Source organism: Pseudomonas sp. GW821-FHT10B02, assembly GCF_059415665.1.
In genome coordinates this window covers 160,397-172,399 of the sequence record NZ_JBWKNR010000004.1, presented here as the reverse complement: position 1 = coordinate 172,399, position 12,003 = coordinate 160,397, and the positions used below count along the sequence as shown (strand labels likewise).

Sequence of the window (12,003 nt, the reverse complement as noted above, 5' to 3'; positions counted from 1 at the left end):
GATGTCCTTGATGCCTGCCCCTTGCCGCCTGTCACCCTTGACCCTGGGTGTGTCCCTGTTTCTGAGTTCCGGATTGGCGCTGGCCGCCACAACCACCCTGCCTGAAGTCTCGGTGACCGCCGAAAGCGATCGTGATCGCGATGATCCACGGGTCAAGGAAGTCAGTACCGCCACCCGCACCTCCACCCCGGCCCGCTACGTGCCCCAGGCTATCGACTCGGTGAAAACCAGCAACGTCCTGGACTACGGCACCAGCGATCTGGGCAAGGCGCTGAGCGGTATCCCCAACGTCAGCAACGGTGCCGACACCCGCTTCGACAGCGTGCGCATCCGCGGCTTCGATGCCAGCAACGACTTCTACCTGGACGGTATCCGCGACGATAGCCAGTACGTGCGCGACCTGCATAACATCGAGCGCATCGAAGTGCTCAAGGGCCCGGCTGCGGTGCTTTACGGACGCGGCAGCCAGGGCGGCATCGTCAACCGCGTGAGCAAGATGCCGGAAGCCGGCCGGCGCTCGACCATCGAAGCGCAAGGCGGCAGCGAAGACCTGCGCAGCCTGTACGCCGACCTCAGTGCCGATCCGTCGGAAAACATCAGCCTGCGCCTGAACATGGGCAACCAGGACAACAACAGCTTCCGCGACGGCATCGACGGCAGCCGCCAGCTATTCGCCCCGTCCATGAGCTGGCAGCTGACCCCGGACCTCAACTGGTTGGTGCAGTACGAATACAGCCGCTACAACCGTACCCCTGATCGCGGCATCCCCAGCGTCAATGGCCGCCCGGCCGATGTCGGCCGCGACACCACCTACGGCGACACTCAGCGCGATTTCATCGACGACAAGGCGCAATCGCTGCGCTCGCGCCTGAACTACCAGCTCAATGAAAACTGGCAGGTACGCCACACCCTGGGCCTGTTCAAGCTCAATAGCGACTTCGACAACACCTACCAGACCGGCTACAACGCCAGGACCAATCAGGTCACCCGGCAACGCTGGCAGCAAGACCTCAACACCCGCAACCTGTTCAACAACCTTGAGCTGGAAGGCGACTTCGACACCTTCGGCCTGCAGCACACCTTGCTGACCGGCGTTGAGTTCGGCAACCAGCGCCGCGATCCGCTGCTGTACAACGCCGCCACCAAGGGGCCCGGTGCCAGTCCGGTGCCAAGCGTGGACCTGGACAACCCCAACCGCGATCTGCAGCACAACGGCACAATGGCGCTATCGAGCAACAACCACACCGTGGTCGATAGCCGCGGCCTGTACATCCAGGATCAACTACGCCTGAACGATCAGTGGCAGGTGCTGGCCGGTGTGCGCTTCGACCAGTTCGAGGTGGAGACCACCAACAAGATCAAAGGCATTTCCGAGAAGCAGGACAGCAACAGCACCAGCCCACGCCTGGGTGTGGTCTATTCACCGTGGAAAGAGCACTCCTTCTACGCGTCCTGGAGCAAGACCTTCTCGCCGGTAGGCGGTGGCTTGATCGGTATCACTCCGGGTGCGGCCGGCAACAGCAACGAAACCAGCCCGGAAGAGACTCGCCAGAAGGAGATCGGGGTCAAGAGCGACTGGCTCGACGAGCGCCTGAGCACCACCCTGGCGATCTACGAGCTTGAGCTCTACAACCGTCGCACCAGCGACCCGAACGACCCGAGCATCACTCTGCTTACCGGCATGCAACGCTCGCGCGGCGTGGAGCTGACGGCTACCGGCAACATCGTTGGCAATTGGTATGTGCGCGGTGGTATCGGTATTCAGGATGCAACCATCGTCGAGGACAACAATGGTTTTGAAGGCAACCGTGTCAGCGACGTCGCCAAACGCAACGGCAGCCTGTTCGTTACCTGGAAACCGGAGATGGGCTGGTACGGCGAAACCGGTCTGACCCTGGTCGGCGAACGCTACGCCGACAACCAGAACACCGCCGTGCTGCCAGGCTACGGCCGTTGGGACGCCCTGGCGGGCTTCCGCAGCAAGGACTGGGACCTGCGCGCGGCGCTGAGCAACATCACCGACAAGACCTACTACAGCTCGGCCACCAGCGCCGCGCAGATCCAGTTCGGCGATCCACGCAGCCTGGTGGTTACCGGTACCTATAGTTTCTGATTTTTCCCGACCAGAAAGGGCGGCAAACATTCGATTTGCCGCTGTTGTTCTCTATACCCAAGCGCAAGCAACGCCATAGCAGGCGGTTGCGCCTTCAGACTTCATCGGGGTTATCCAGATAAGGTGCGTTGGTCTGAACGACTTTGAGGCGCAGGTGAAGCGGTTCACCGCCACCAGCAGCAACGAATGTACAAAGCTTGTCTTCATAGTGGTTTTTGCGAACACGATATCGAAAGTACCTGCTTCGCAGGCAGAGCGGTTGGCCTGTGTCCAGTGAGATCAGTCTGGTGACGAACTCTTCCCCGAGTCGGTGTTCTTCACCAATGAGGGGGTCAAAACGGAACGTGGAGCGGCCCTCATCGTTCGTGCTAAACGCACCAAAGCAGGATCTTCTGTGACCAATGTACCTACCGAAAAACTGTTGGCTTCTAACGTAAATCAAATAACCCGTGTCGGTGGAACGAAAATACCAATGCAATGTTGGTATGGCCCTGGGTTCCCCTACATGTCCGAGAACATGGGAAGCGAAATGACTATTCCCGACACCGAACCAAGAAAAATCATTGAAGGGGTTTATGAGGCTTTCCGCATGCAACTGCCCGAAATATCCAAGCGAACCGGACTCCGACGCAACGCTGGCAATAAATGATCGTTCTCGATGAGTGCCCATAGAACTACTTCCTTGTGTCAATGAAGGCAAAATCGCCTGCAGCTTCATTCTGGAAGAGCGCGCCTGAGCAACAGCTGTACTTAACTAACACCCGAAAAAAAGCCCGATTCAAAAATCGGGCTTGTTCTTGGCAAATACCACTCAGCCGTGCCAGACACCCAGCAGCGCTTCAAGCTCTGCGTCGGTAATCAGCCCCGTCGGGTAACGGGCCAGCAACGAGCGGCGCTGATCGGGCTTCCTGCCGCGGATTGCTCCATTGTCTTTCAACCACTGGGCTACCCGCTGAAGGGCCTCGTGATTCACTGCTGATGAGGGCGAAGCCGGCTCACTTACTGCATTCATTTCGACACATACTCCCTGGGCCGTGAGCGGCAAACTACTCAAACTTTGTGACAGAACGAAGCTGCCCTATCCGCTTGAAATACAATGCAAAACAAATACAAGAGATGTGCCAGCGCGCCTCGCCGATCGTCGCCCGCGCATAAAAAAACCCGTCCGAAGACGGGTTTTTGTTGGGCTTGGATTCAGCCCTTGAACGGTGCCGGTTGCTGCTGGGTCAGGCAGTGGATGTTGCCGCCCCCCAGAAGCATCTCGCGGCCCGGGATCATGACCACTTCATGCTCCGGGAACACCCGCGCCAGAATCGCTCTAGCCTCGGCATCTGCCGGGTCGTCGAAGCTCGGCGCAATGATGCCGCCGTTGACGATCAGGAAGTTGACGTAGGACCCGGCCAGGCGAACCGACGGGTTACGCTCCTGACTGCCGGCCACCGGATCGACACCCGCACACTCTTCTTCAGTGGCGAACAGCGGTCCCGGGATCGGCATTTTGTGCACGGTAAACGCGCGTCCTTTGGCATCGCGGCTGTTCTGCAGCACTTCGAGTGCAGCATGGCAACGCGCGTAGTTGGGGTCTTGCGGATCATCTGTCCAGGCCAGTAACACTTCACCTGGGCGCACGTAACAACAGAAGTTGTCGACGTGGCCATCGGTCTCGTCGTTGTACAGGCCATCGGGCAGCCAGATGATGGTGTCCACCGCCAGGTGATCGCGCAGCACCGCTTCGATCTGCTCACGATTGAGGTGCGGGTTGCGGTTGTGGTTGAGCAGGCATTCTTCGGTGGTGATCAGGGTGCCTTCACCATCGACGTGAATCGAACCGCCCTCAAGCACAAAGCCTTCGGTGTGATAACGCTGGCAGCGTTCCATCTCCAGGACTTTACTGGCCACTTGCTCGTCACGGTTCCATGGCGAGTACAGCCCGCCCTCGAAGCCGCCCCAGGCATTGAAGCCCCAGTCGACGCCGCGCACTTCGCCGCTGTTGTTGATGACAAAGGTCGGGCCGGTGTCACGCACCCAGGCGTCGTCGTTGCTGATTTCCACCACACGGATGTTCGGCCCGTCCAGACGGGCACGGGCGTTGTCGTACTGAGCGGCAGAAACGGCCACGGTCACCGGCTCGAAACGGGCGATGGCCTGGGCCAGCGTCACGTGTGCGGCCTGTACCGGTTTGCCGCCCAGGCGCCAGTTGTCCGGACGCTCGGGCCAGACCATCCATACCTGGGTTTGCGGCGCCCATTCGGCTGGCATGTAGAAGCCGTCGGCGCGTGGGGTGCTGGTCAGGGTCTTCATGAGTAAACCTTTGCAGTGTCCGACGCAGGCATCGAGGCCTGCGTCGAGGTCATTGAATGATCAGGATTCCAGCGCGCCATCGAGGGTCTTGACCGGGCCGTACAGGTTCGGACGGCGGTCACGGAACGTGCCCCAGGCGCTGCGGATGTGCTCCAGTCTGTCGAGGTCGAAAGTATGCACCAGCACGCCCTCTTCGGTCTCGTTGAGCTCCTGCACTTTCTCACCAAACTGGTTGGCGATGAACGACGAGCCGTAGAAGGTGATGTCGTAGCCGTCCTGTTCTTCGGTGCCGATACGGTTGCTGGCGATCAACGGCATCAGGTTGGCACCGGCGTGGCCCTGCTGCACACGCTGCCAGTGGTCACGCGAGGAAATGCTCTTGTCATGCGGCTCGCTGCCGATGGCGGTCGGGTAGAACAGTACTTCGGCACCGAGCAACGCCATGCTGCGCGCGCACTCCGGGAACCACTGGTCCCAGCAGATGCCGACGCCGATCTTGGCGTAGCGGGTCTGCCAGACCTTGAAGCCGGTGTCGCCCGGGTTGAAGTAATACTTTTCGTGGTAGCCAGGGCCATCCGGGATGTGGGTCTTGCGGTACACACCGAGGTTGCTGCCGTCGGCATCGATGATCGCGATGCTGTTGAAACGCGCGCGTCCCGCCAGTTCGAAGAAACTGATCGGCAGTACAACCTGCAGCTCTTTGGCCAGTGCCTGGAAATGCTCGATAGCGGCGTTGGTTTCAACCGGGGTAGCCAACTGCAGATAGTCCGGGTTCGGCTTCTGGCAGAAGTACGGGGTTTCGAACAGTTCCTGGATCAGGATGATCTGCGCGCCCTTGGCCGCGGCTTCGCGGACCAGCTTTTCGGCGGTGGCCAGGTTGTCCTGGCGATCCCAGGAGCACGCCATCTGGGTGGCGGCGACGGTGACGGTGCGGCTCATGAAAACCTCCTCGAAGGATGACTGGGCCGGCTGACCGTGCAGACGACCGATGACAGATTGCTGGGTGATGGTCGACTTTATATCCGATAAATATCGACTTTAAAAGCCAACAATAAAAATATCTAGGCGTAAAAAAGCCGCTTAAGCCGATAACAATCGACTTAAGCGGCTGTCAGCCCACGGGCTAGAGCTCTTCTGACAGGACCCTGTCGATGCTGTCGACGAAGAAGTCCACGCTTTCACGGGTCGTGCACATCGGCGGCTTGATCTTGAGGATGTTCAGGTAGTCGCCGGTAGGCTGCATGAAGATCCCCAGGTCGCGCAGGCGGTTGCACAGGGTGGTGGTTTCTGCGCTGGCCGGCTCCAGGGTGCTGCGATCGCGTATCAGCTCCAGGCCCAGGTAGAAGCCCGAGCCGTGCACGGCACCGGCAAGCGGATGTTTATCGACCAATGCCTGCAGGCGCGCCTTGAAATACCTGCCAACGTCGCGGGCGTTGTCCCACAAGCCCTCTTCCTTCATGACATCGAGTACGGCGATGCCGATCCGGCAACTGACCGGGCTGCCGCCAGCAGAGGAGAAGAAGTAACCCTCGGCTTCCAGCGCTTCGGCAATCTCCCGACGGGTGATCACTGCCCCCAGGGGCTGACCATTGCCCATGCCCTTGGCCATGGTGATGATGTCCGGCACCACGCCCTGCTGCTCGAAGCCCCAGAAATACTCACCCAGCCGCCCGTAGCCGACCTGTACTTCATCGGCGATACAGACGCCACCCGCGGCCCGGACTTTGGCATACGCCTGCTGCAGGTAACCCGTTGGCAGGGAGATGCCGCCGGCGTTGCCGTACACCGGCTCACAGATGAATCCGGCCAATTGACGCTGCTCGGCGGCCAGAGCCTGCAGCTTGGCATCGACATCGCGCAAATACTCGGCGCTGCTGTCTTCGCCGCGATAGGCACCGCGGTAAGTGTTCGGTGCAATGACCGGATGCACCCAGTCAGGCCGGGTGCTCAGGGCTTGAGGGTTATCGGCAATCGAGGTGGAAATCGCATCGGTGGCCACCGACCAGCCGTGATAGGCCTCCAGCACACTGAGCATGTCGCGGCCACCGCTGTAGGCCCACGCCAGGCGAATCGCCAGGTCGTTGGCTTCGGTGCCGCTGTTGACCAGGAACACCCGGTCCATGGAGTCAGGCGCCAGCTCCAGCAAACGCTCGGAGAACTCGGCGATAGCCGAGTAATGGAAACGTGAGTTGGTGTTGACCAGCGACCACTGCCGGGCCGACTCGCTGGCCATGCGTGGATGACCGTGGCCGAGTACCGCGACATTGTTGAGCATGTCCAGGTACGAGCGTCCCTGCATGTCGATCAGGTAGTTGCGCCAGCCGCGTTCGATATGCGGCGGCTGCTCGTAATAGTGCTTCTGCGAGCGGGCGAAGCTGGCGTCGCGGCGTTCCAGCAATTGTTGCGCATCGACCAGCGGCTCGGCCTCACAGGCGAACCCCAGCAATGCTTGCGGCGACGGACACAGTGTCTGCCAGGCGGCAGCTCGCGACGGCACAACGAAAGACGGCGGATACAGGTCCGCGACCCGGCACAGCTGGATCCGCAAGATGCCGTCAGTCTGCCCCAGGCGCTGCCCTGGGATCAGTTGCGTCCCCGAGTCAGGCGCATCCTCCAGCCCGCGCAACCACAGGCTGCACTGCTCGCCTTTGAGGCAACCCTGCCCCTCTGCCGTTTGCACCCACACCCCCGCCCAAGGCGCTTGCACCTCGGTAGTCGCCGCCACCTGCAGCTCAACATGCAAAGCAAAGGTACGCGGCTCTTGCGGGTTGTCGATATGGGTTTGCGACAGACGATACTGACCGTAGAGCGAACAGGCTGCACCTTGTGTTCCGGCCTGTTCGCGCAACAGCTGTTGGTCGATACCGGGCTGTTCCCAGTTGCCAGCCTGGAAGTGACTGCTCAATACCCCCAGGTCCACGCGGGTGACGGTGCTGGCTTGCAAGCCAGGCAGCAACTGGCTGGCCTGCAGCGGCAATATGGGCTGATCGAAACCGGCGACCTGCACAATAGCCGATTCCATCAGTTCGAACGGTACGCTGGTGGCGACGTCAAAGATTTCCCATTCGTGACTGAGGTTGTCACGAATGTAGCCGTTGCCCGGATCGACGCTCAATTGCTGCTCACTGCTGAGCACCAGCACCGCAGCGCGGGCAACGATCAGTGGCCAAAGGGCTTTGAGCTCGGCTTCAGTCAGCGGATTGAGCGCATGGTAGGCCTGGACGGCAGGCAGGATGCGCAGCGGGTCACCCTCGGCATGATGGAGCAAGGCCGCGCAGGTTACCGACAGGTCGGCGATTCGCCAGGTGTGCAGCAGATCACCGAAATCGATGACCCCTTGCAACTGCCATTGGCGCTGCTCGTCACGTTGCCAGACAGCGTTGTCATCGGTGATGTCCAGATGCACAGCCTGCATCGGCAGTTGCTCGATCAATGGCTGCAAGCACTGCTCGGCCTTGGCGGTGGCGGCTAGCAGCTGCGCCTTGCGCGGCCCGTCGGTGAGTACTGGCGACAGATGAGCGATAAGGGCCGGGGCATGGCGTGGGTCCCATTGCAGCGTGCGCTCAAGTCCTGGATGGGTGAATCCGGCCAGCGCCTGGTCGATGCGCGCACAGAGCCTGCCCAGCTCAGCGACCAACTGCGGGGCCATATACTTCAGGCGGGTCAGCGACTGCCCTTCGATGTAGTCGAGCAGGCGTACACGCAGGGGCTGGCCGTCCAGGTCCAGCGCCAGCAGTTGCTCCCCGGAACCTGCAGCGATTACGGCGGGCACCGGTAAACCACGTTCGAGCAAGTAGCTCAGAGCGGCATGCTGGGCTTCCAGTTCAGCAACGGTATAATCGCCGTGGCAGATTTTCAGCACATAGCGCCCCTGGGCGCTATCGACACGAAAGTTCAGGTCTTGCTGACTACCTAAAGGTTGCAAAGAACCACTGAGCCCATAGTGCTCCTGCAATACCCGCAGCGCCTGCTGCTCGCTGACGTCGGGACAAGGCTGGCTGGAGCGGTGGAGCAAGGTACTGAGCGGCATGGTGAGACCTCATTTTTTTGTTGCTTATATCGCCACCGCTTTTGCCGATAAGCAAGTACGGCCAGGAAAAAGCGATGAACAACGAGGTGTACCGCAGTACCCTGCCGTAGCGGCGTAACTGCCTTGCACGGGTTTGCCCGCAAGCTAGGCTTGAGCAGATCATCATAAGATTCATCAAAGGTCACTGGATATGCGCATACTCATAACCGGCGGAGCCGGTTTTATTGGCTCAGCCCTGATTCGCCACCTGATCAGCGCCACTGAGCACGAGGTTCTCAACCTCGACAAACTGACCTATGCCGGCAATCTGGAATCGCTCACCAGCATCGCGACCAATACCCGCTATGAATTCGTCCGCGCCGATATTGCTGATCAGGCAACCGTCAGTGCGCTGCTTGAGCGATTCAAGCCCCATGCAATCATGCATCTGGCGGCAGAGTCGCACGTCGACCGCTCGATCGATGGCCCGTCAGACTTCATTCAAACCAACATCGTCGGCACCTACAGCCTGCTGGAAGCAACCCGCGCCTACTGGCTGACACTGCCAGCGCAGGAGCGTGCAGCGTTTCGCTTCCATCACATCTCCACCGACGAAGTGTATGGCGACCTGCATGGTGTCGATGACCTGTTCACCGAAACCACGCCTTATGCGCCAAGCTCGCCCTACTCTGCGAGCAAGGCGGCATCCGACCATCTGGTCCGCGCCTGGCAACGCACCTATGGCCTGCCCGTACTGATCACCAACTGCTCGAATAATTACGGGCCGTTCCATTTCCCGGAAAAACTGATTCCGCTGGTGATTCTCAATGCGCTGGCCGGCAAGCCCCTGCCTGTTTATGGCAATGGCCTGCAGGTACGCGACTGGTTGTTCGTCGAAGATCATGCCCGTGCCTTGTTCAAAGTGGTAACCGAGGGCAAGGTCGGTGAGACCTATAACATCGGTGGGCACAACGAGCAGAAGAACATCGATGTGGTCCGGGGTATCTGCGCCTTGCTCGAAGAGCTCGCGCCACAGCGTCCGGCAGGCGTTGCCAACTATGCCGACCTGATTACTTACGTTCAGGACCGCCCTGGTCACGACCAGCGTTACGCCATCGACGCCAGCAAGATCGAGCGCGAACTGGGGTGGGTCCCGCAAGAGACATTCGAAACCGGCCTGCGCAAGACTGTGCAGTGGTACCTGGACAATCTGGAATGGTGCCAGCGGGTTCAAGACGGTAGTTATCAAGGCCAACGCCTGGGCGCCAGCGACTTCAAGGATCTTATTGCATGACCAAAGGTATCGTTCTGGCCGGAGGCTCCGGCACCCGCCTGCACCCCATCACCCTCGGTGTTTCCAAGCAACTGCTGCCGATCTACGACAAGCCGATGATCTACTACCCGATCTCGGTGCTGATGCTCGCCGGTATTCGGGAAATCCTGCTGATTTCCACCCCGTACGACCTGCCCCAATACAAACAACTGCTGGGCGACGGCAGCCAGTTCGGTATCGAACTGAGCTACGCCGAACAGCCTTCTCCGGATGGGCTGGCCCAGGCCTTCCTGATCGGTGAAGAATTCATTGGCGACGATTCGGTCTGCCTGATCCTGGGCGACAACATCTTCCACGGCCAGGGCTTCAGCGAACAGCTGTTGCGTGCCATCAAGCAGCCCTCTGGTGCCACGGTGTTCGGCTATCTGGTCAAGGACCCGGAGCGCTTCGGGGTTGTCGACTTCGACCAACACGGCCGCGCGTTGTCGATCGAAGAGAAACCCGCCAGGCCCAAGTCGCGCTATGCGGTGACCGGTCTGTATTTCTACGACAACGATGTGGTGGAAATAGCCAAGAACGTCAAACCGTCGCCACGTGGCGAACTGGAAATCACCGACGTCAACAACGCCTACCTGCAACGCGGCGATCTGCGTGTGGAGCGTTTCGGTCGCGGCTTTGCCTGGCTCGATACCGGTACCCACGACAGCCTGCTGGAAGCTTCGCAGTACGTGCAGACCATCGAACATCGGCAGGGCTTGAAGGTTGCCTGCCTTGAAGAGATCGCATACCAGCAAGGCTGGATCGACCGCTCGCATTTGCTGGAACGTGCCAAGACATTCGGCAAGACCGGCTACGGACAATACCTCTATGCCTTGGCTGAAGAACATTAATGAACGTAATTACTACTGATCTGCCGGGTGTACTGATCCTCGAACCGAAAGTATTCGGTGATGACCGCGGTTTCTTCTACGAGAGTTTCAACGCCAAAGCGTTCGAAGAAAAAACCGGTGTAAGCACAACCTTTGTCCAGGACAACCACTCCAAGTCGCAGAAAGGCGTACTTCGTGGGCTGCACTATCAACTGGAAAATACCCAAGGCAAGCTGGTTCGCGTGACCCACGGTGAAGTGCTGGATGTTGCTGTCGATGTCCGCCGCAGTTCCCCGCACTTCGGGCAGTGGGTCGGGGTAAGGCTGTCTGCCGACAATCGCCGCCAGCTTTGGATACCGGAAGGTTTCGCTCACGGTTTCGTCGTGTTGAGCGACAGCGCCGAGTTTCTCTACAAAACCACCGACTACTACAACCCGGCCGCTGAACGCTGCATTCGTTGGGATGATCCAGACCTGGCCATCGACTGGCAACTGACTGAAGCACCGCAGTTGTCCGCCAAGGACCAAGCCGGAAAATCGCTGAAAGAGCTGGACCTGCTCCCATGACCGCACGCCGACTGAATATCCTGATCAGCGGCCAGCACGGCCAGGTATCCCGGGAGCTGCAACAGCACCTGGGCGATCTCGGCCAGTTGCACGTCCTGGGTCGTAACCAGCTCGACCTGGCCCACCCCGAAAGCATCCGCGAGCGGGTGCAGGCGCTCAAGCCTGACCTGATCATCAATGCTGCCGCTCACACTGCGGTGGATCAGGCCGAAAGCGAGCCGGAACTGGCGTTTGCGATCAATGCCAAGGCACCGGGCATCTTCGCCGAAGAAGCCGCGAAGCTGGGAATCCCGCTGATTCACTATTCCACTGACTACGTGTTCGACGGCAACAAGGACAGTCCTTACACCGAAGACGATGTGCCCAATCCGCTGGGCGTCTACGGGCGCAGCAAGCTGGCCGGTGAACAGGCCATTGCCTTGGTCGGTGGCGAGCACCTGATCCTGCGGACCAGTTGGGTGTATTCGCGCCACGGGCGTAACTTCCTGCTGACCATGCAGCGCTTGCTGCAGGAAAAGCCTGAACTGCGCATCGTCGCTGACCAGATCGGCGCACCGACCTGGGCCGGTACCATCGCGCTGAGCACCCGGGCTCTGATCGAACGCTGGCAGGCAGGCCAGGCTGGCGCCTGGGGCACCTACCACCTGACCGCTCAAGGTGAAACCTCCTGGTTTGGCTTTGCCCAGGCCATCGGCGAGCAACTCAAGGCCCAAGGTCTGCCGTGCGCCGAGCTGCTACCGATCTCTTCAAGCGAGTACCCTACCCCGGCCCGTCGTCCGCACAACTCGCGCCTCGATTGCAGCCGCCTGCAACGCGAGTGGCAGGTCAGCCAACCGCACTGGCAGCAAGCGCTGATCGACTGCCTGAAGTAG

The 12,003-nt window shown here is 60.1% G+C and carries 10 protein-coding genes; 5 read left to right on the top strand and 5 right to left on the bottom strand.

What is annotated here, in order from left to right:
* Positions 1 to 10: 10 nt before the first annotated feature.
* Entirely contained in the window at positions 11 to 2,113 is a 2,103-nt protein-coding gene (locus AC07OF_RS08640; protein WP_157190828.1) for a TonB-dependent receptor, read from the top strand.
* A gap of 94 nt (positions 2,114 to 2,207) precedes the next feature.
* Here AC07OF_RS08640 and AC07OF_RS08635 read toward each other — a convergent pair whose 3' ends face one another.
* From AC07OF_RS08635 to AC07OF_RS08615, 5 genes are all read right to left on the bottom strand, one after another.
* Complete coding sequence (locus AC07OF_RS08635; protein WP_157190827.1) at positions 2,208 to 2,831, bottom strand: hypothetical protein; 624 nt, start codon at positions 2,829 to 2,831, stop codon at positions 2,208 to 2,210.
* Between the two features lie 93 nt (positions 2,832 to 2,924).
* Positions 2,925 to 3,125 (bottom strand): hypothetical protein, encoded by a 201-nt coding sequence (locus AC07OF_RS08630; protein WP_157190826.1) that lies wholly within the window; start codon positions 3,123 to 3,125, stop codon positions 2,925 to 2,927.
* 182 nt (positions 3,126 to 3,307) lie between these two features.
* On the bottom strand, positions 3,308 to 4,414 hold the full coding sequence (gene aguA / locus AC07OF_RS08625) for an agmatine deiminase (RefSeq protein ID WP_157190825.1): 1,107 nt from the start codon (positions 4,412 to 4,414) through the stop codon (positions 3,308 to 3,310).
* 60 nt (positions 4,415 to 4,474) lie between these two features.
* Entirely contained in the window at positions 4,475 to 5,353 is an 879-nt protein-coding gene (aguB, locus tag AC07OF_RS08620) for an N-carbamoylputrescine amidase (RefSeq protein ID WP_157190824.1), read from the bottom strand.
* 184 nt (positions 5,354 to 5,537) lie between these two features.
* On the bottom strand, positions 5,538 to 8,444 hold the full coding sequence (locus tag AC07OF_RS08615) for an aminotransferase (RefSeq protein ID WP_495072765.1): 2,907 nt from the start codon (positions 8,442 to 8,444) through the stop codon (positions 5,538 to 5,540).
* A gap of 190 nt (positions 8,445 to 8,634) precedes the next feature.
* Here AC07OF_RS08615 and rfbB point away from each other — a divergent pair, with 190 nt between their 5' ends.
* The 4 genes from rfbB to rfbD are packed head-to-tail and all read left to right on the top strand — an operon-like array spanning position 8,635 to position 12,003.
* Entirely contained in the window at positions 8,635 to 9,717 is a 1,083-nt protein-coding gene (gene rfbB / locus AC07OF_RS08610) for a dTDP-glucose 4,6-dehydratase (RefSeq protein WP_157190822.1), read from the top strand.
* Positions 9,714 to 10,586, top strand: a complete 873-nt coding sequence (gene rfbA, locus AC07OF_RS08605) for a glucose-1-phosphate thymidylyltransferase RfbA (protein WP_157190821.1) — start codon at positions 9,714 to 9,716, stop codon at positions 10,584 to 10,586. Before rfbB ends, rfbA begins: the two co-directional genes overlap by 4 nt.
* Positions 10,586 to 11,131, top strand: a complete 546-nt coding sequence (rfbC, locus tag AC07OF_RS08600; RefSeq protein WP_157190820.1) for a dTDP-4-dehydrorhamnose 3,5-epimerase — start codon at positions 10,586 to 10,588, stop codon at positions 11,129 to 11,131. The genes rfbA and rfbC overlap by 1 nt, the downstream gene beginning before the upstream one ends.
* Complete coding sequence (rfbD, locus tag AC07OF_RS08595) at positions 11,128 to 12,003, top strand: dTDP-4-dehydrorhamnose reductase (protein WP_476446381.1); 876 nt, start codon at positions 11,128 to 11,130, stop codon at positions 12,001 to 12,003. The genes rfbC and rfbD overlap by 4 nt, the downstream gene beginning before the upstream one ends.

Coding starts and splice junctions, on each gene's coding strand:
- AC07OF_RS08640 (WP_157190828.1), top strand. CDS start 11: ATGCCTGCCCCTTGCCGCCTGTCACCCTTGACCCTGGGTGTGTCCCTG.
- AC07OF_RS08635 (WP_157190827.1), bottom strand. CDS start 2,831: ATGAAGCTGCAGGCGATTTTGCCTTCATTGACACAAGGAAGTAGTTCT.
- AC07OF_RS08630 (WP_157190826.1), bottom strand. CDS start 3,125: ATGAATGCAGTAAGTGAGCCGGCTTCGCCCTCATCAGCAGTGAATCAC.
- aguA (WP_157190825.1), bottom strand. CDS start 4,414: ATGAAGACCCTGACCAGCACCCCACGCGCCGACGGCTTCTACATGCCA.
- aguB (WP_157190824.1), bottom strand. CDS start 5,353: ATGAGCCGCACCGTCACCGTCGCCGCCACCCAGATGGCGTGCTCCTGG.
- AC07OF_RS08615 (WP_495072765.1), bottom strand. CDS start 8,444: ATGCCGCTCAGTACCTTGCTCCACCGCTCCAGCCAGCCTTGTCCCGAC.
- rfbB (WP_157190822.1), top strand. CDS start 8,635: ATGCGCATACTCATAACCGGCGGAGCCGGTTTTATTGGCTCAGCCCTG.
- rfbA (WP_157190821.1), top strand. CDS start 9,714: ATGACCAAAGGTATCGTTCTGGCCGGAGGCTCCGGCACCCGCCTGCAC.
- rfbC (WP_157190820.1), top strand. CDS start 10,586: ATGAACGTAATTACTACTGATCTGCCGGGTGTACTGATCCTCGAACCG.
- rfbD (WP_476446381.1), top strand. CDS start 11,128: ATGACCGCACGCCGACTGAATATCCTGATCAGCGGCCAGCACGGCCAG.